A 19143-nucleotide genomic window follows, 5' to 3' on the forward strand; every position below is an offset into this window, starting at 1 on the left:
CCATTTTTGCAAGAGCCTTCCGTAAAGGATACAGCTCCATCGCCATCCACACTAGGCAACGATCTCAATATTCACAATATATCGGAAGCTTTACTAAGCTAGCGAAAAAAGCCGTATTTCAAGATCGCATAGATCGCGCGAACCCCATCGCGCCAGCCGATTTTTTTACCTTCTTCATATGTGCGCCCGTAATACGAAATGCCGACCTCGTAGATGCGCACATTAAGCTTTGAAATTTTAGCAGTCAGCTCCGGCTCGACCCCAAAACGATTCTCCTCCACAGTTATTTGCTCAAGCACCTCACGGCGGAAAATCTTATAGCAGCACTCCATGTCGGTCAGGTTCAAATTCGTCATCATATTGCTCAACATAGTCAAAAACTTGTTGCCCAACATGTGCCAATAAAAGACCACGCGGTGCGCACCGCCGCCCATAAAACGAGAGCCGAAGACCACATCCGCCTGATTACGTAAAATCGGCCGTAAGAGCCCCGGCAGTTCTTCGGGATCATATTCCAAATCCGCATCCTGAATCGCGACAATATCGCCCGTGGCGAGCTCAAAACCTGTTCGCAAGGCCGCCCCCTTGCCTTGATTTACCTGATGATAGGCCTTTTTGAAAATCGGGTCCAGAAACTCAGATTCCAACAAGGCACGCGTGCCATCGGTCGAGCAATCATCGACTAAAATAATCTCCTTAACCGACATTCCCTCAACCGCCCGCACACGATTTACAATCTCGTTCAGGGTCTCACACTCATTATAGATGGGAATGACAATGGATACTTGCATGCGCCTCAAGTAATGTAAGCTGCCGGCAAAGGGCAATATTTATCAATTCAAACTCTGCTTGCCTAAGAGCCTGCCACAAGCAAGCTACTGCCAGAATATTTATGCCCACCGAGCCCGCACTTTCCATCGTCATCCCCCTCTGTAACGAGGAAGCTACGCTGTCATCCCTGTTCGAGCAGATAGCCGCCACCGTGGAAACAAACGCTCTGGGCAGCTTTGAGGTGATCTTCGTAGATGATGGCAGCACCGACGGGTCTTGGAAAAAAATAGAAGCGCTCAAACAAGCCCACCCCGAGCAGGTAGTCGCACTGCGCTTTCGCCGCAACCACGGCAAGGCCGCCGCCCTCTCCGCCGGAATTGAGCAAGCTCGCGGCGACATCATCTTCACCATGGATGCCGATCTGCAAGACGAGCCAGCCGAGATCCCCAGCTTCCTAGCCAAGCTCGACGAGGGCTACGACTGTGTCTCCGGCTGGAAACAACTCCGCAAAGATCCACTCGGCAAGACCTTGCCCTCTCGCTTCTTCAATGCCGCCACTCGAGCCACCTCGGGCGTAAAAATTCACGACTTCAACTGCGGCTTCAAAGCCTACCGCGCCGAAGCCATCCACAGCGTCGAGCTTTATGGCGAGCTGCACCGCTACATCCCCGTGCTATTGGCAGCCGAGGGCTTCACCACCGCCGAGATACCCGTCGAGCACCACCGTCGCACCCATGGCGTTTCTAAATACGGATGGAAACGTCTATTCAAAGGCGGGCTCGATCTTATCACTGTGGTCGTAATCACTCGCTATCTAAAACGGCCAGGGCATTTTTTCGGTGGCTTCGGTATGATCAGCGGCATGCTAGGCTTTTTGATCCTAGCCAGTTTGACCATCGAAAAGCTCATCTTTGGCCACAGCATTGGACAGCGCCCGCTACTTCAACTCGGAATACTGCTCGTCATTCTTGGCGTGCAATTGATCTCCACTGGCCTCATAGGCGAGCTAATTAATTTCAACAGTAAATCCCAAAGTCAGAAGACACCCCGAATCACGGAAACTTTATAAGCACTATGCAATTCATCGACATCAAAGCCATCCACGCCCACAGCGCGGCTCAAATCGACGCCGCCGTCGCCAAGGTATTTGAACACGGCCGCTACATCAACGGCCCCGAAGTTTACGAACTCGAGGCCACACTGGGTGAATTCCTCGGCGACTCCCAACCGCTTCACTGCATCGCCGTCGCAAGCGGCACGATGGCCTTGGAAGTCGCACTACGCGCACTCGGCATCGGCCCCGGTGATGAAGTGATTACCACGCCCTTCACTTGGATCAGCACCGCCGAGACCATCGCTCTGGTTGGCGCCACCCCCGTCTTTGTCGACATCGCGCCCGACACTTATAACATCGATCCGGTCGAAGTCGAAAAAGCCATTACCCCAAAAACCAAGGCGATTATCCCCGTCGACCTCTTCGGGCAACTACCCGACTACACCGCCCTCGAAGCGATTGCCGAGAAGCACGGTCTTAAGATCATCGAAGACGCCGCGCAAAGTTTTGGCGCCGAGCAAAACGGGCGCAAAGCCGGCACCTTTGGCCATGTGGCCACCACCAGCTTCTTTCCCGCCAAGCCGCTCGGCGGCTATGGCGACGGCGGCGCCGTCTTTACCGCAGACGAGCAACTGGCTGAAGACCTGCGCGCCGTCACCAACCACGGCTGCAAAGAGCGTGAGTCGCACTACATCCTCGGCACCAACGGTCGCTGCGACAGCCTGCAAGCCGCCGTCATCCAAGCAAAGTTTGCCAACTTCCGCGACGAAGAAATCGCCCTACGTCAGCAAGTCGGCGCCCGTTACTCCGAGGCACTCAAGGAATATGTGACCGTGCCCACCATTCACCCCGGCAACACGCACATTTACGCGCAATACACCATCCGCCCCCAAAACCGAGACAGCCTAGGCGAAGCCCTCAAAGCCGCCGACATTCCCAGCGCCGTGTATTACCGCAAGCCACTCCACCAGCAGGCAGTGTTCAGCCATCTGCCCTGCGCAAAAAAGAGCTTCCCGCACACCGAGAAAGCCGCCAAGGAAGTCATCAGCCTCCCATTTCATCCTTATCTCAGCGAAGCCGATCAAAACCGGATTATTGAAGCGGTGATTGCGCACGAGACCGTATAATGCAAGCGCCTCCCACGAGTTTCGCGAGTCTACCGAACTGGCATGCTAGTCTTTGGACAGCGCCCCTAACCAAGCGGCAAGCTCGTGTTCGATAAGGTAAAAGGTCGCTTAAGAGGCCTGACATCTGATGGTCAGTTTGCGGAAATCCTCACCGGGTCTGCGTGGGCATTGGGCGCAAAAGTCTCAGCGTCCGTACTCGCTTTGGCGACCAGTGCCATCGTTGCTCGTGTCTATGGCCCTGAAACACTGGGAACCTTGGCCGTCATTAGTTCCTTCCTCACGCTGGTAACACTATTCACCGTCTTAGGCACCAACACCTCCATACTGCGCCTGATTCCTGAGCACTTGGCTAAGTATTCTCCGAGTTCAGCTTTCAAGATCTACCGTAAGACTCAGTACTTCGTCGCCGCCATATCCGTGGTGACGGCAAGCCTACTCTACTGTAGCTCTGGCTTTGTTGCGGAAGCTATTTTCAACAAACCATACCTGAAAACCTATTTCGCACTCATGGCAGGTTTTGTCGTTTTCAAAACCCTAATGCTACTGAATACCAACGCAGTGCGCGGCTTGCGACTGTTTCAGAGTTTTGCCTTCATGCAGCTCCTGCCCGGGCTTTGTAATTTTGTCATCCTCATACTTCTCACTCTCAGCAGTAAGCATCATGACAATCCCATATTTGCACTGTTGGCCTCAATCGGAATCACAGCAATTGTAGGAGGTTACATCATGGATCGGGCATTTAAGCGGAGATGCTCCCCGACAGATCCAATATGCCCCATCGCATTGAAGAGCCTATTGAGCATCTCGATGCCCATGTTAATGACTGCCCTCATGACTTATGTGATTGGCCAAACAGGCGTGATCATGCTAGGTATTTTACGCCCCGAAGAGGAAGTCGGATACTATGCCGTTGCCGTCCAGTTGGCCTCCTTAACGGCATTCATGCTGCAAGCCGTCAATACGATGGCCACGCCCAAATACTCCGAACTTTTTCATTCGAACAAGATAGATGAGCTCATAAACGTCGCTCAAAAGACGGCTAAATTAATATTCTGGGTAGCCGTGCCCTTGCTTCTCATCCTCCTACTCTCGGGCAAATTTCTACTGATCCAAATCTATGGAGCAGAGTTTGCGGTCGCCTATGGAGCGATGATCTTTCTAGTGGTGGGTCAATTAATAAATGCCATGTCAGGTTCGACCGGACCGTTTATGAATATGACGAATAAGCATAGAGAATTATTCTATATCAAAATGCTATCGGCAATTCTCAACATCCTACTCAATACAATTTTGATACCGAAATTTGGAATTCTCGGCTCAGCAATATCCGCCATGATCAGCATCCTTGCATGGAACCTATCTGTTCTACTCTACATCAAGGCGAAGCACGGTAAAAGCATTGCTTACATTCCATTCGTCAAACCATAATTCAGCGGTGATCATATCCCACAGCAAGAAATTCATTTACTTACATGGACGGAAAACTGCCGGTAGCAGCATAGGTATTTCACTCATGCGGCATCTCGCTACGGGGGACATTGCCAGAGGCTATATAACTGGAGGACTCGACGTAGGGATCACGCCCCCAGACTGGGAGGCATCAAGCACTTGCTTACGCCCACACGACTTCTTTCGAAAGAGCCCGAGAGTGCATGCCTATCGACGTTTTTTGAGAAAAAGATATCAAGTCTCTTCGACTCACATGACTGCACAGCAGGTGCGCGATTATCTCGGAGAAGAATGCTGGTCTAGCTATTTCAAGTTCACCTTTGAGCGAAATCCATTTGATCGAATCGTTTCATTCTATCACTGGCGCACACACCAGCAATCAAGGCCCCCTTCCTTTGAAAAATTTGTAGAGGCTCTCTGCGAAGAAGATGAGGCATTTCTAAAACGCAACAAGCTCTCGGGATTTTCAAATCTTCCATTTTACTTAATCGATAATGAGATCGCAGTGGATTTCGTGGGGCGCTACGAGCGCCTATCCGAAGATGTCGCGACGGTGTTCCAAAAAATTGGCTTGGAAAACGACACATGGCTACCAAAGAATAAGTCAGGTATCCGTCCTGCATCCGCAAGCTACCTGAACTATGCAACAGAGGCAATGACGCACAAGCTACGACAAGCGTTCCAAACAGAAATCTCCCTATTCGATTATCAGCCTCCCGTGGAAAGCAGGTCGCAAGGATGACTCAACAGCGATCCATTTTCATAGGTGGCTGCCCTCGAAGTGGAACCACAATGCTAGGCTCTATACTCGGGGCAGCGAAAGGCTGCGTCGTAACTCCAGAATCTCACTTCAAGCAAACGCTGCTACAATCGCAGAGCACATCCTACAAACTGGACATTGATCGCGATCAGCTGTTCTCTGAGATGGAAAGAAATTTCCGTTTTAAAATATGGCAGACAGCCCTCCCCGAGCGCAGTACCTGCCCGCCCCAGTTAACTCCTTCAGACTACAGTAAACTCATCAGACATTTAGTCGATCAGTATGCTCAGGCGCATGGCACTACAGATTGGCAGACTTGGATCGACCATACGCCTCAAAACATTCAGAATACTGAGATGCTAATGCATCTCTTTCCTAAATCAAAATTCATCCATCTGGTTCGCGACCCCAGGGCGATTGCGGCTTCTGTGTTACCACTAGACTGGGGGCCCGACACGGGCAAAGAGGCCGCCATTTTTTGGGCTCAAAAATTAGCCTATGGACTTTCTTTGGAACAGAACCATCCAGACCGTTGTTTGCGCGTTTATTTCGAAGACATTATCCGCACACCTAAAAAAACTATCAGCGGAATATGTGAATTTTGCGGAATCGAATACCATGATTCGATGCTAGAAGGGGGTGCTTTTCAACTGCCGAAGTACACCCAAAAACAACACCAATTAGTCGGCGGCCGCCCCGACCCGAGCCGCCTGGATGCATGGCGCAAACAGTTGGATGTGTGGCAAATTAGTACGATTGAGAACACATTGGGAGATTTACTGCCACAAATGGGCTATGACCTATCAGCACCCAGCACACTGCCCAAACAACCATTCACACAAAAAGTACGCTTGAATCTCATGCCTCTGCTTTCATTCTTTAAGAAAATTCGCTTTACGATCAAAAAGAAGCTCTATGGGTAATCTCAGCATCGGCATCGTGCTTCCCTATCTCAAATCCAGAGGCACCGAAAATCAAGCACTGCGATTAACCAAGGGCTTTGTCGAACGTGGCGCAAAAGTCATCGTCTTCGTCGTGCAAGGCTGGGGGCAAGAAACTATGTATCAGGCCTTCAGTGAGGCGGGCGCTCAAGTCGTGGACGTCGGCCCCCCCCTCGACGAAGGTAAGAAAAAGGTCCGAAACTCTCGCGTGTTTGCCTTAGCTCACAAGGTCAAAAACTACGACTGCGACGTTCTTCTGAGCCGCGCTGGAATGACCAACAGGGTTGCAGGCTATGCTGGGATGCTTAGCCACACAGCTGTAGTGACCGTGGTCTCTGGTGGAGTGAAGAAACCCAAATCTCGCCCTTGGCTGATCACTCAATTTCACACTCTATGCACCGCATTCTTGTATGGTTTTCCACGAAAGATAGTATGCGTTTCCAAGGAGGGAGCTCACAACATGAGTGTGGCGCACCCTCGACTAGCCAAGCGTATCATAGGAATCCACAATGGAGTCGACCTACCGACTAGAGAAGGCCTTATGCCCGCTTCGGTCCAGCTCGATTCAAGCAGGTTTTGGATCTGCGCAGCCGGCAGCTTAGAATTAAAAAGAAAGGGATTTGATGTGTTGATCCACGCCATGGAAAAGCTGGTGCATCACCACCAAATTAAGAACGTCAGCCTAGTTCTGATAGGCACCGGACAGGATGAACAAGCCATCCGGGAGCTCATTCATAAAAAGGACCTAGAACAAGTCGTTCTCTTCGCGGGAGAGCAAAGTAATCCGCGTGGAATCATGTGTCAATGCCAGGCGTTCGCTCTGCCCTCTAGGCGCGAAGGACTGCCCAATGTTCTACTCGAAGCTATGTCTGTGGGCGTATGCTCTGTAGCAGCCGACTGCGATACGGGCCCCAGAGAGGTGCTGACTCATCAGCACGATGGTTTGCTCACAACCGTTGGAGACATTGAAGAAACGACTGCAGCACTGCTCCGCATCATAAAGGATAATGACTTAAGAACAAAGCTTGGAAATAACGGTAAATTAAAAGTCATGCGTCAATTTTCAAATGAAACAATGCTTGATCGATATTACGACTTGCTAAGCAGCCTAGCCTCATAACCCGATGAAGTCTATACATCTGCTACAAATGCTGAAAAAGGCAGCCGCTCACCGGTTGTATCAACAACGTGGGCTAGCATGGTATGTCCAACGGGCGAATGTGAATGAAGCGGCCCTACGAACCAGCTACAACGAGTCACCGCTCAAGGATGCTCGCGACAATTTTGCACTCATCAGAATACTGGGTAACGATCTCTACCCACGGCATAAAAAAGGACAGACCTTTCAGAACCTTCAGTTTATTCTGACCCATGAGTCCAATTTTGAAGATTGTCATAAACATTGGATACTGAATCGAATCGCCTGCCCCGATGAGATTGCCCGCTTAAAAGAGCTCCTAGAAGCACATCAGCAAACTTATGAGTGCATACCTTACGACCCTGTCGCCTACCAAGAAATACCCCGCGACTATAGTTGCCTACCCAAGCCAGATTACCTGCAGAGCAAACACTTTAGAGCCTTAGGCAAAAAAGCTCAAATAGATGCAATTGCTGCAACCTACTGGAAAAAAAACAATTATGTGATGAACAATAACGGCGCACGAAACCGCGCCCTAGAACTCGGACGCTCTGTCGCGAAATGGGTCTTGCCTTGGGATGGCAATTGCTTCCTCAACGATCAAGCGTGGCGAGATCTCTCAATCGCCATCCGCAAGCGTCCCCACTACAGACATTTCCTGTGCCCGATGGCGCGCATCAATGATAACGCATCTTTGCTATACCAAAGCCCTGCACCGGCAACACGCGAAGAACCTCAACTCATTTTCCGTAATGATTTCAAAAGCCGCTTCAATGAAGCCTACTGCTATGGGCGGCGGCCTAAGGTTGAAATGTTCTGGACCCTTGGCGTCCCCGGCCCATGGGACAGTTGGGCGGATGCCCCTTGGGACCCCAAGCGGCGTCCGCCCGCTGAAGATGCCTACGGCTTTGCAATCGCTGGATGGGTTGCTCGCATCGCCTCAGGAATGCCGATGCAGGAAAAGTCTTCTTGGATGAGTGCCGCTTACAGAGCAATCCGGCGACAAGAGGCGATCATCGAAACATTGGAATACCTAGATCAAAATAGCTCCAGAGCTTCGTAGATCCGGGCGCGAGCAGTTTCGGGATCATCGGTATTTTCTCCATATTGAGCGCACTCCCTTCCACCTAAACAATCCAACTGACGAGCAATCCACTCGCGCTGAACAATCTCGGAATCAGGAACAAACTCTCTGAGCGCTACAGCCATTTCGAAACCAACCGGATTATAGCCATAAGCGTATGGATTATCGTTTGCGATGCCCTGAATAAATGCTTCTGAGCCAGCATACTGAAGCGCACGCTGAAAAGGGGCCGAGTCCCAAAACGGATGCCTTGGAAATACCAACTTTAACTTAGCGAACGCATGCAGGTTAAACGCGTGGTAACCGACATCCCGTTTTTCAGGATCCAGGCCGCGGCGAGCGCCTGACTTGATCTGCTTATATCGCTCGTGTAAACGATGCGGGATCGTTCCAGAATCAAAAATATAATCCAGCCATTTCATGCGCACCCGATGACGAATCACACCGCTGCGATGGCATGTAAAATTGGCCTCTAAGCCATCCATAAAACACTTTAATTGCCCGAGAACGCCCTCAATTCCCAGTGCGGCAAGCGGGGAGATCGCTGCCGCAAACCATAATTGATGATTAAAGGTCTGATCGATTTTTTGAATGCGACCATCCACCTCTAGGCGATGCCACAGTGAGGTATCAGAAGCAAACTTGTGCTGAGACCAAACATCTACAACCGTCGACAACAGATCGTCATATTTATAATGCTGATAAGCACCAAGCAGAGCTTCAATCGTCCAGGCCGCACCGATCACACCATTGCAGCGATCTTTCCCCAACTGTTCACGTTGCAACCAATTAGCTTGATTCGGACGATGCTGAGGCGATCGCATATAATCAAGCGCAGAGGCAGCAGCTTGCTCATAACGCTCATCGCCTGACCAACGAAACACAGCCAACCACAGCAATAACCAATGCCCCGTATTTCTCAACGCCGTTTCACTATGCCCATAGGGTCCATTGCACCCGGACGGCATAGAGCCATCCGATGCTTGTCGGCTCAAAGCAGCCTCGGATAGTGTTGTAATAAGTGATCGAACTTGTACGTGCATATGAACTAAGACTCTTGAAGCACTGAGTTGACAATATATGCGACCACATCAATCGATTCCTCAATGTGCTTTGTGGCATGATCTCGCCATTCAGAATACAGCCTTGTATTTAAAGACTCAACTAATTCCCTTGCGACGGCTAAGCCTGACGCGCTATCCGAAAAGCCGCGTAAGAGGCCATAACGCTCTTCCAACATCTGCAAATAGCCGCGTGGTTCTGTCGAATTAATATAAACTGTTGGCACGCCAAGGCATGCGGCCTCACTCGCAGTCGATGCGCCTTCCGTCAACACAAAGGAAGCCCCTGCCAGCACCGCATGAAAATCCTCCGGCGCAAAAGTGGCGGCGTATTCTTTCAAGCTCTCAGGAAGCGCCGACTCTTCTGCGGAAATCACAACTCGGTAGTGAGTATTCAAATACCGCACAAAAGATTCCAAATTATCACCAATTCCTTGATGACTTATATCGTGAAAAGTATTCCAAGCCGACATACGAACGATGGCATAAGGACGTTCTAATAACTCAGCGTAACGAGCGCTCAACACCTGACTGAAATCTGTGTATGCAGGATCTAAAAAGGCCAGTTCATGGATACCATTATAACGTTTTTGCTTCGCCCCCAGTTCCTTGTAGAAGCACTCCGGCGTATGAATTTCATCTGCAAACGGATGTGCAATACGATGATTAAAATGCTGAAATTCTGAATCCGTGAAAACCACATTTCTCACCCCCAGTAGTTTCGCGCTCTGAGTATAACTGCCCATCAAGCTCGCTACGACATCAGGCTGAAACTTCCGAATCGTATTCGCGACAAAGGCCTGACGACTCAACATCCCCAATAACGGGAAGCGATTAAAGCTAGCCGATTGACTAGGCACCACCGCATCGATCCAAGGGTAGGCCGCCAGCAATCGCTCCATAACGTCACGCTTACGCCCGACCATGCGCACGTCATGTCCACGTGCTTGTAACTCTCGGATTGGATATTTCCAAAAATGTATATGCGCGGGATGATGCGCCTCTAGCAAAATCCTCATTCAGAGCTCCCTTGACTAAAGCGATAGATAAAGCATAAGGGCACTCCTTGCCGCTCAACGGTGTGGAGCAACTGGGCCTCTGGATAGCTGACATGCAGATTGAAACGAGTGACTGACACAAAAAAATCAGCCCCCTCGCGCGATTGCGACATCTCGAAGCGCTCAGAATCGAGCGCCTCTTCCAGCATCCAGCGTGAGTAGCGCTGGTGCACTTTAAAGACCTCCGCCCCATCAGGGTCAAGCGTGGCGGCATAGGCATTCAGCCACTCGCCGGCCTCCTTATGCGACAGACCCCAATAGTCAGTTTCATCGTGATTATAGGCCCCAGCAAGTCCACCTGCCAGGGGATTAAAATATGTATATTGATATGGGTGTAATTGCCACATTTGGATCGCAACGATAAGCACGGCCAGTGCCCCGCCGACTTGCAGCACAAAAGGCACCATACGTCGCCCCTGTCGCTCGCCCCAACGCAGACACCACTCGAAACATAAAGCAGCCATAGCCAGCAACGGAGGCAACGTAAACAAGATGTGGCGTAAACCATCATACAAAACAGGATCTTTCGCGATAATATAAACAATCGGAAATAGGCCACTGAAGGCCAATACTACTAGCGGCAGAAAACTCGCAGGCTCTGGCCACTCTCGCTGACGAACGCAGCTATAAATGCGCATAAGACCAAGCAACAATCCGCCCCCCATTAACAAGAGCAAATACTCGGGCGTGGTGCGAAAGAACCAATAAGGCAGGTAGTAAATAGGTAAATCTTGTGCCTCCCAAAAGAGCCCATCCATCAAGACCATGCCTGACCAACCGAAGCTTTGCACTTGACTCACTGAGTTACCCACTGAGGCGAAGGGGTTCACGTGGATGGTCGGCCAGAAAACAAAAAGCAGAGCAAAAGCAAGCAAACCGGCAACTGCGCCACGCAACGCCCAATTCAACAAATCTCTAGAGAGAACCGACCAGCCACGAAATCGTTTGATAGATAGAATTAATAAATACAGCGCGACAAAAAGCCCCAAATAGACAAGAATTAAAAAACCCGCAATACGTGTCGACATCGCCAAGCCAGCTGCCAAACCAACCCAAACGACTGACCACCGTGAGACCTTAGGTAGCTCAGAAAAGAGGGCTACCAGCGCCCAGACACCAAAGGCATAGGTGCCCGCCAGCGGTATGTCCTTCGGATTAAAAAACATGTGCCCATAGTAACGCGGTAGCGTCGCCAAAAAGAGCAATGCCCAGAAGCCCGCTCGTTCACCACCAATCCGTGCAGTCAAACGCCAAACGGACAAGAGGCCCAACAGACCAAAACAAAGACTCCAAACATGGCCTTTTTGACTGCGAGTGCCCCAATCAGGCAATGCTTGATGCACCGCAGCCAACGGTAGATCAAATAAGCCTGGGTAGCTACTACGCCGCTGTTGAGGAGACTCCTGCCTGAGCAACTCCGTATAATAACTCAACTTGCTATCTCCACCTTTGAAACGAAAATCTTCATCCCAAGACATGCCGTAATCCCCCACAGTGCATAAAGAAAGCAGCAGTATCAATACCCCCAACACAAGAGAGCATCGACGCCAGGTCGACTGACTTATGGGTGGTTTGACTGTTTCAGGCATACAATAAAAATGGATCAGTGTAGTGCAAAAATTGTATCACTAGGCCAAGATTACGATCATATTAAATCTACGGAAAGGCCCCTCCCTTAAAAGGAAAACCACTCACGACGAGCGCAACTGCCTAAGCGCTTCATAAGTCACGATCCCGACGGATGTCGAAAGGTTCAGCGAGCGCATTTCTGTATTCTTGTGCGGGATCGTTAGCCGCTGGCCCGCCATCTTCGCATGTAACCAATCAGGCGCGCCGTGGCCCTCATTGCCAAAAACCAGCCCATCGCCGTCGGCGAATTCGACATCCCAATACGCGTGATCGGCCTTAGTCGTCAGCAGCCAAAGGCGTTTGGGCGCCTCGGGACTGGCTTCGAACGCCTCCCAGTTTTCATGATGATGGACATCCAGCGACTTCCAATAGTCCATCCCACTACGTTTGAGATGCTTATCGGTAATTGTGAAGCCGAGTGGATGGATCAAATGCAGCCGACTTTCTGTGATTGCACAGAGGCGACCGATGTTTCCGGTGTTTTGTGGAATCTCTGGATTAAAGAGGACGATATGCAGCATTACTTAACTGAAATACCGATCCCAGTTCAAAGCAATGACTGATGCCCAACAAATGAAACAATTCAGCAGACTGAGCAAAACGGCCGCGCTGCCCATGTCTTTAGCCCGCTTGGCCAGTGGACGATTGCGCAAAGAGATGTCGTCCACCACGGCTTCGACTGCGGAATTCAGCAACTCAACAATCAGAACCAGAAGCACGCTGGCGACTAAGATCAGCTGCTGCATCAGCGGCACCTGCAACAGGAAAGAAGCTGGAATCAGCACCACGGCGAGAAAGACCTCTTGGCGAAAGGCTGCCTCATGCTTCATCGAGGAAGCCAGGCCCTGCAAAGAATAAGAAAACGCCTTGAAAACCCGGGTAAAGCCAGAGTTTTTATGGATATTAGGATCGATTGGTTCGCTGTCCATAGTCGGTAAAAACACGGCACGATGTGTCGTTCCTGCAAAAAGTCGATCCAGTCTTTGTGACGATTCGGCGGCAAATCTAACAATCTTACAACGACTCTCGCCGTCGTGCTACGAACTTTAAGCACGTACGTAGAACGCAGGCGATCGCCGGTGTCACGGCATGCTCGATCGGATTCGCTAGTAAGTTTAAAAGCAATCAACAAGGATAGGCTTGCCCCCGCCTTGCGGGCGGCTTTTCTGTGACGCCATGTCTGTCTGGTTCAATCCATCTCACGCTATCGATCAAATCCTGCGCCAAGTCGCGTCTGAAACCGAAGGTTTCAATGCCGACTTCGAACCGGGCGTGCGCCCTGCCGACCCGAAATTTGGCGACTATCAGGCCAATGGGGTGCTCGGCTTTGCCAAGCGCAACAAAGCCAACCCACGCGAACTGGGACAAAAACTGATCGAAGCCGCTCAGGCCTCGGGTCAATTTGATCCGGAACTGGTCGAACTCTCACTGGCGGGCCCTGGCTTTATCAATTTCAAACTCAGCCCCAAGTTCATCTGGGACTGGCAACTGGCCTTTTCCACCAAGGCCGACTACCAGAGCGGCGCCAAGGAACTAAAAAACGGACGCAAGGTCATCATCGACTACCCCAGCGCCAACACAGCCAAGCAGGCCCACATCGGCCACCTGCGCCCGATGGTGATTGGCCAAGCCATCAGCCGCCTGCTGGATTTCTGCGGTGCGGACCTCGTGCGCGACAATCACATCGGCGACTGGGGCACCAACTTCGGCACACTGATCATGAAGATCAAACGTGACGACATCGACCTCAGCAAACTCGGCGACAACGCCCTAGTCACGCTGGACCAACTCTACAAAGACGGCTCTGCACTGGAAACCGAGCAACCCGAGCTGCGCGACGTCTCTCGCAATGAATTGGTGCTCTTACAAAACGGCGACGCCGAGAACACCGCGATCTGGGAGCAGATTGTGGAGATCTCCAAAGTCGCTTTTGACAAGTTGTTCGCGCAAATGGGCGTCGAAGTGGATATCACTCTCGGAGAATCCTTCTACCGCGACAAAGTAGAGCGCATCTACGATGAATTAACCGAGATCGGCCTCGCAGAGGAAAGCGACGGTGCCCTGGTGGTCTGGCACGATGAGGTCAAAAAATTCGCCCGCGACAACGAGCGCCCCTACCCCTTCAACATCCGCAAAAGCGATGGCGCATCCAACTACGCCTCCACCGACCTCGCCACCGTGCTCTACCGGGTGGAAGAGTTTAAGGCCGAGGAGATCATCTACCTGACCGACGCTCGCCAGCAAGACCACTTCCAGCAACTCTTCCTGACCACCGAAAAATGGTTCAAGGCCAAGGGCTATGCGCTGCCGGAAATGAGCCACGTATTCTGGGGCACCATTCTGGGAGCCGACAAAAAGCCCTTCAAAACCAAGTCCGGCGAGTCCATCAAACTACAAGAGCTCTTAGACGAAGCACGCAGCCGCGCCTACGACGTGGTCAGCGAAAAGAATCCCGACCTGCCCGAAGATGAGCGCCGCGTGATCGCGGAATCTGTCGGAGTGGGCGCGATGAAATACGCCGACCTCTCCAGCAACCGCACCCAAGACTACGTCTTTAGTTGGGACCGCCTGCTCAGCTTTGAGGGCAACACCGCGCCCTACCTACTCTACGCAGTGGCACGCATCAACAGCATCTTCCGCAAGGTCGGCGTCGATCCAGAAGCCACAATCGAAGGTGCCAGCCAACTGGAAACCGAAGCCGAAATGGGCCTTGCCCGCAAGCTGATGGGCTTTGTCACCGCATTGGAATTAACCATCAACGACCTGCGCCCGCACTTCCTCTGCACTTATTTGTATGAGCTGACCAGTGCCTACAGCACCTTCTACAACGCCGACAAGGTCATGGTCGACGATGCAGCCGTCAAGGCCCGCCGCCTAATCCTGTGCGCGCGCACCCGCACCGTGCTCAAGACTGGCCTAGAACTGCTCGGCATTCAGCCATTGGAACGGATGTAAGCAGCCATTGCTGCGCTAGGCATGGCAGACGATGCATAAATTGCTGGGGGCGAAACACCCCTAAGCAATTAAGACATCTCAAAAACCAGCGCCGTGGTATTATCCTTACCATCGGTCTGCACAGCCTCCCTCACCAAGCGTTGCGCGACGTCCGCGGCAGCATTTTTCGGCGGATTGCGAATCAAGCGCTTCATCCCGCTATCCCAGAGACCTTCGACCAATCCATCCGAACAGATCAAAAAAGCATCGCCCGGCTCATAGCCAACTGCACCAAATTGAGGGCTCAAATTTTGATTTTTGCCACCGAGCACCTGCTGCAAGGCATTGCGCCCCGGATGACTCCGTGCCTGAATCTCCCTCAACTTGCCCTCACGCTGCAGCCAACCCACGTGAGTATGATCATGGCTGACTTGCTTGATTCCGCCCGCAGCAGGCAGGTGATAAATGCGACTATCACCCACATGCGCGAAATACACCCAACCAGGGCGCACCCAGCAGAGGCTAAGAGTCGCGCCCATGCCACGCAGCTCTTCATAACAAAAGCCCATATGCGTTAATTCATGGTGAATTTGATCAAATAATTCCCCCAATAAATCCTGGAAACCAACGGAGATCCCCCCCGCCGCCGCACGAAAACTCTGTGGTAACAGATTAGTAATTTTGTCTACAGCGATTTTACTGGCAAACTCACCGGCATTGGCGCCGCCCATGCCATCACTAACGGCAAATATGTAATCATTCTCCTGTAAGCCCGCATCCCCGTATTTTCCGAGACGACGCACACCCTCACCATTCAGTGCCAATGCTAAAAAAGCATCTTCGTTGTTCTTACGAAAGCGCCCCACATCGGTCAATCCCGACCAGCAAATCTCACTGGCTTCCTTCTGTTCCCCTTGTTGCTCTTCGCTCATCTTAAGCCTCCTCCTGCCCCAAATTCCACTGGCTACGATCTGCGACCGACTCCATCTTAGGCGATGGCGGATAACCAGGCACCAAGATCGAAGCAAACTCGAAATCGATCACGCAAAATCGCCCAAGTTGCGCACTATAAGTAATGTTACGCACTTCTGCATCATCATGCCGGACCCCGTATTGCTCCAATTCGTGAAAGACATGTGCCTTCTTCTTCTCACTCATTCGATCCACCCGTGCCCCGCAATTAGAAGTCACTAAATAAAGCTTCGCATCCTCCTTCTCGACGATCTTAGGCACGAAATTACAGCCCTGCTCTTCAAGAAACTGAAGCACACGCACCTCGTTCTCATAGCGCTCGCGAGCTTGGGGCCCTTTGAAGGTTTTGTGCACACGTCCATCATATCCGATATGCACCACGGCTCTGGCTGTATTTTTTGCTTCTTCCATTATTTTAAATAAATTTCAGGGTTTCTCTTGTGCAATGGCAAGATTTCAACAGAAATCTAGCAAGGTTCTATTTCTAGAACGTGAAAAGATTAACAAAAATAAATGTTGGCACGCAAGCTGCTAAAATATAATTTCCTCGGGTGACACAATTTTCAGCCACCCGCTGAAACTCAACAGTCAATCAACAACCTGACAAAACACAGAAAATAGCTATGGCTAAAATCAAACTCGAATACCTCTGGCTGGATGGTTACACACCAGTCCCTAATCTCCGCGGCAAGACCTGCGTCAAAGAAGGCGACCTCGACACATGGTCTCTCGAAGACTGCCCACTCTGGGGCTTCGACGGCAGCTCGACACAACAAGCCGAAGGTAGCAGCTCTGACTGCATTCTCAAACCAGTCGGCCTTTACCCCGACAGCACTCGCAAAAATGCATTTTTGGTCATGTGTGAAGTCCTCCTTCCAGACGGCAGCCCACACCCATCCAACGCTCGCGCTACCATTGAAGAAGACCAAGGTCTTTGGGTTGGCCTCGAGCAAGAGTATTTCCTCATCCAAGACGGCCGCGCACTCGGCTGGCCTGACAACGGCTTCCCTGCGCCTCAAGGCGACTACTACTGTGGCGCAGGCTACTCTTCAGTCGGCGACATCGCTCGCAGCATTGTTGAAGAACACCTCGACCTTTGCCTCGACGCAGGCATCAACCACGAAGGTATCAACGCCGAAGTGGCCAAGGGCCAGTGGGAATTCCAAGTATTCGGTAAGGGTGCATACAAAGCCTGTGACCAAGTTTGGGTCGCTCGCTACATCCTTCAGCGCCTTTGCGAAAAATACGGCGTGGACGTCGAATACCACTGCAAACCTTACACAGGTGACTGGAACGGCTCCGGCATGCACTGCAACTTCTCGACCGAATACATGCGTGAGACGGGCGGCAAGGAATACTTCCTCAAGCTCATGGACAAGTTCGAAGAGTATAAGGACGAGCACATCGCTGCTTACGGCCCCGACAACCACATGCGCCTCACAGGCCTCCACGAAACACAGTCCATCGACAAGTTCTCTTGGGGTGTTGCTGACCGCGGTGCTTCGATCCGCGTGCCACACAGCTTCGTTAAAGACGACGCTTACAAGGGCTACCTCGAAGACCGCCGTCCAAACTCACAAGGTGACCCTTATCAAATCGTCTCCCGCGTCTCCAAGACAGTCGCTGAAGTCGAAGCTGAATACAAATAAGGCGAACCGCCTCAACGTGCGCCGCGCCGCCTAAGGCCAAGGACCTTGGCCAAAGAGTTGCAAAGCGAAAAAAACACGCCCGAGGCAAACACTTCATCAACGCCACTCCGCAAGGAGTGGCGTTTTTTTATTTCGAGAACTCAGAGTCAAAAGAAGGTCATCTGCTCAGCATCCTTGGCCCGCTCAGCATTCTTGCCAGATGTCGCAGGCGTCTTCACCTGCGGCGCCTGCCTTTGCCCTCGGCGCAAAGCCGCTTTAGCTGTCCGAATCTCGGAAGCCTTCAATTCGGCTTCCACTTCATTACGAATCGATTTAGCCGCACGCGCCAAATCAGCCACGGCAGCTTTCAAGTCAATCCGTTCAAATTTCAAGCCACCAGCAATCTCGTATTCCACCTCAGGCGAAGGCCCCCGCTGCGAGAACCCAAAGGCGATGTCCTTCTTCGCCGCTCGCAAAGCTTCCCGGATCGGTAATAGATGCGCCTTCTGATACGCGGCCAGATCACGCAAACGTGCCAAGCCGAGCTTCACACTGAGCCCCTCTTCGTCCATGTCGCACACGGCTTCCACTCGCAGCAAGCCCTCCAAATCGCTATTGTGGTAAGCCTCCTGAATCTCATGCCAGCGTTTCTCACGCACCGACTCCTCTAGCTCCGAATGATCAGGGTGCAAGCGTTTCGCCAGTTGCCGATAGCAGGATTTCAAACGCGCATCATTAGCGGCTTTACGGGCACTCGCCGCACGCAATTCCTCCTCACCATACCCACTACCCGCGCGCCCATCGCCAAAGGCACGGTCAAAGAAATCACGCATGCGATCCGCATCCGTCCAATCTTCATCCTCCTCGTCCTCAAATACATCCCCCCATGCATCGTCGCCCTCATCATTAGCATCATCGCTCTCCACCGAATCTTCCACCTCCGGCGGCACATAACTATAGAGCATGCCTTTCTTTTTGAGTTGAAAAAGCTCCTGATAGAGCTTCGGCACGTCCTCAAAGGAGTGATATGCGCAGTGCGACAAGTGGTGCAAGATGAACTGATACGCCGACACCTCATCCCGCAATTCACGCACCTGTGTCAAAGTCGCACCATGTGTACTGTTTAACCAACGCTGAAACGCAGCACGATCCTCATCTTCAAAATGCGCCAATAAGCCCTGCTTTTTGTCCAGCTCCTTACGCAAGCGCCGACAGGTCGACAGTGCTTTCTTCAAAAAGGGAGCCTGATCGACAACTAATAGCTCGGTGCAAGTCACCGTAAATTCCGAAGATCGTGTCTGCACTCGTGTAGCGCGATTGTTAGAGCCATATGCCATAAAATGAAGCCTGCCTACAGCACATCCTCCTTCAATTGAAAAATAACCTTATTGCACCGAGTTTGCCTCAAAAACTGTCAACAGGCCAACTCACAGAAAATAACTCGCGCTACAAACGTATAGATCACTAACTAATAAATTACCGTAAAAAAAACGAACTGCTCGATCCCTATTGCAAGTTAGACAAAGAGGCATTTAAC

The 19143-nt window shown here is 51.5% G+C and carries 18 protein-coding genes; 9 read left to right on the top strand and 9 right to left on the bottom strand.

Annotation, left to right across the window (positions count from 1 at the left end):
- Positions 1-98: 98 nt before the first annotated feature.
- On the bottom strand, positions 99-791 hold the full coding sequence (locus tag QEH52_RS00655; RefSeq protein WP_308947982.1) for a glycosyltransferase family 2 protein: 693 nt from the start codon (positions 789-791) through the stop codon (positions 99-101).
- Between the two features lie 101 nt (positions 792-892).
- Here QEH52_RS00655 and QEH52_RS00660 point away from each other — a divergent pair, with 101 nt between their 5' ends.
- The 7 genes from QEH52_RS00660 to QEH52_RS00690 all read left to right on the top strand — a co-directional run bounded on the left by QEH52_RS00660 (position 893) and on the right by QEH52_RS00690 (position 8303).
- Positions 893-1840, top strand: a complete 948-nt coding sequence (locus QEH52_RS00660; RefSeq protein ID WP_308947983.1) for a glycosyltransferase family 2 protein — start codon at positions 893-895, stop codon at positions 1838-1840.
- Between the two features lie 5 nt (positions 1841-1845).
- The gene (locus tag QEH52_RS00665) at positions 1846-2952 is read left to right on the top strand and encodes a DegT/DnrJ/EryC1/StrS family aminotransferase (protein ID WP_308947984.1); all 1107 of its coding nucleotides are present in this window, start codon (positions 1846-1848) and stop codon (positions 2950-2952) included.
- A gap of 84 nt (positions 2953-3036) precedes the next feature.
- Positions 3037-4380 carry a flippase gene (locus tag QEH52_RS00670; protein ID WP_308947985.1) on the top strand — a complete coding sequence of 448 codons (1344 nt, stop codon included), beginning with the start codon at positions 3037-3039 and terminating at the stop codon, positions 4378-4380.
- 7 nt (positions 4381-4387) lie between these two features.
- Positions 4388-5143 carry a sulfotransferase family 2 domain-containing protein gene (locus QEH52_RS00675; protein ID WP_308947986.1) on the top strand — a complete coding sequence of 252 codons (756 nt, stop codon included), beginning with the start codon at positions 4388-4390 and terminating at the stop codon, positions 5141-5143.
- Positions 5140-6084 carry a sulfotransferase family protein gene (locus QEH52_RS00680; RefSeq protein WP_308947987.1) on the top strand — a complete coding sequence of 315 codons (945 nt, stop codon included), beginning with the start codon at positions 5140-5142 and terminating at the stop codon, positions 6082-6084. The genes QEH52_RS00675 and QEH52_RS00680 overlap by 4 nt, the downstream gene beginning before the upstream one ends.
- A complete protein-coding gene (locus QEH52_RS00685; RefSeq protein WP_308947988.1) occupies positions 6077-7222 on the top strand; it encodes a glycosyltransferase in 1146 nt (381 codons plus the stop codon). The genes QEH52_RS00680 and QEH52_RS00685 overlap by 8 nt, the downstream gene beginning before the upstream one ends.
- A 4-nt stretch (positions 7223-7226) precedes the next feature.
- Positions 7227-8303, top strand: coding sequence for a hypothetical protein (locus QEH52_RS00690; RefSeq protein ID WP_308947989.1), 1077 nt, complete (start codon positions 7227-7229; stop codon positions 8301-8303).
- Here the strand turns inward: QEH52_RS00690 and QEH52_RS00695 are convergent.
- The 5 genes from QEH52_RS00695 to QEH52_RS00715 all read right to left on the bottom strand — a co-directional run bounded on the left by QEH52_RS00695 (position 8279) and on the right by QEH52_RS00715 (position 13001).
- Positions 8279-9367: a hypothetical protein gene (locus tag QEH52_RS00695; RefSeq protein ID WP_308947990.1), complete on the bottom strand. Its 1089-nt coding sequence runs from the start codon at positions 9365-9367 to the stop codon at positions 8279-8281. The genes QEH52_RS00690 and QEH52_RS00695 overlap by 25 nt on opposite strands.
- Before the next feature lie 5 nt (positions 9368-9372).
- Complete coding sequence (locus tag QEH52_RS00700; RefSeq protein ID WP_308947991.1) at positions 9373-10404, bottom strand: DUF354 domain-containing protein; 1032 nt, start codon at positions 10402-10404, stop codon at positions 9373-9375.
- Positions 10401-12032 (bottom strand): ArnT family glycosyltransferase, encoded by a 1632-nt coding sequence (locus tag QEH52_RS00705; protein WP_308947992.1) that lies wholly within the window; start codon positions 12030-12032, stop codon positions 10401-10403. Before QEH52_RS00705 ends, QEH52_RS00700 begins: the two co-directional genes overlap by 4 nt.
- 102 nt (positions 12033-12134) lie before the next feature.
- Entirely contained in the window at positions 12135-12593 is a 459-nt protein-coding gene (locus QEH52_RS00710; protein WP_308947993.1) for a tRNA (cytidine(34)-2'-O)-methyltransferase, read from the bottom strand.
- Positions 12594-12596: 3 nt separating this feature from the next.
- Positions 12597-13001 (bottom strand): diacylglycerol kinase, encoded by a 405-nt coding sequence (locus tag QEH52_RS00715; protein WP_308947995.1) that lies wholly within the window; start codon positions 12999-13001, stop codon positions 12597-12599.
- 247 nt (positions 13002-13248) lie between these two features.
- On the opposite strand from QEH52_RS00715, the gene argS reads away from it, so the two are divergent.
- Positions 13249-15027 (top strand): arginine--tRNA ligase, encoded by a 1779-nt coding sequence (gene argS, locus QEH52_RS00720; protein ID WP_308947997.1) that lies wholly within the window; start codon positions 13249-13251, stop codon positions 15025-15027.
- 68 nt (positions 15028-15095) lie between these two features.
- On the opposite strand, the gene QEH52_RS00725 is transcribed toward argS, so the two are convergent.
- Positions 15096-15938 (bottom strand): PP2C family protein-serine/threonine phosphatase, encoded by an 843-nt coding sequence (locus tag QEH52_RS00725; protein ID WP_308947998.1) that lies wholly within the window; start codon positions 15936-15938, stop codon positions 15096-15098.
- Between the two features lies 1 nt (position 15939).
- Complete coding sequence (locus QEH52_RS00730; RefSeq protein ID WP_308947999.1) at positions 15940-16389, bottom strand: protein kinase family protein; 450 nt, start codon at positions 16387-16389, stop codon at positions 15940-15942.
- Positions 16390-16601: 212 nt separating this feature from the next.
- On the opposite strand from QEH52_RS00730, the gene QEH52_RS00735 reads away from it, so the two are divergent.
- A complete protein-coding gene (locus QEH52_RS00735) occupies positions 16602-17627 on the top strand; it encodes a glutamine synthetase beta-grasp domain-containing protein (protein WP_308948000.1) in 1026 nt (341 codons plus the stop codon).
- A 146-nt stretch (positions 17628-17773) separates the two neighbouring features.
- Here QEH52_RS00735 and QEH52_RS00740 read toward each other — a convergent pair whose 3' ends face one another.
- Entirely contained in the window at positions 17774-18910 is a 1137-nt protein-coding gene (locus QEH52_RS00740; protein WP_308948001.1) for a J domain-containing protein, read from the bottom strand.
- Positions 18911-19143 lie beyond the last annotated feature (233 nt).

The organism is Thalassobacterium maritimum, assembly GCF_031127805.1.
Classification (GTDB): Bacteria; Verrucomicrobiota; Verrucomicrobiia; order Opitutales; family Coraliomargaritaceae; genus Thalassobacterium; species Thalassobacterium maritimum.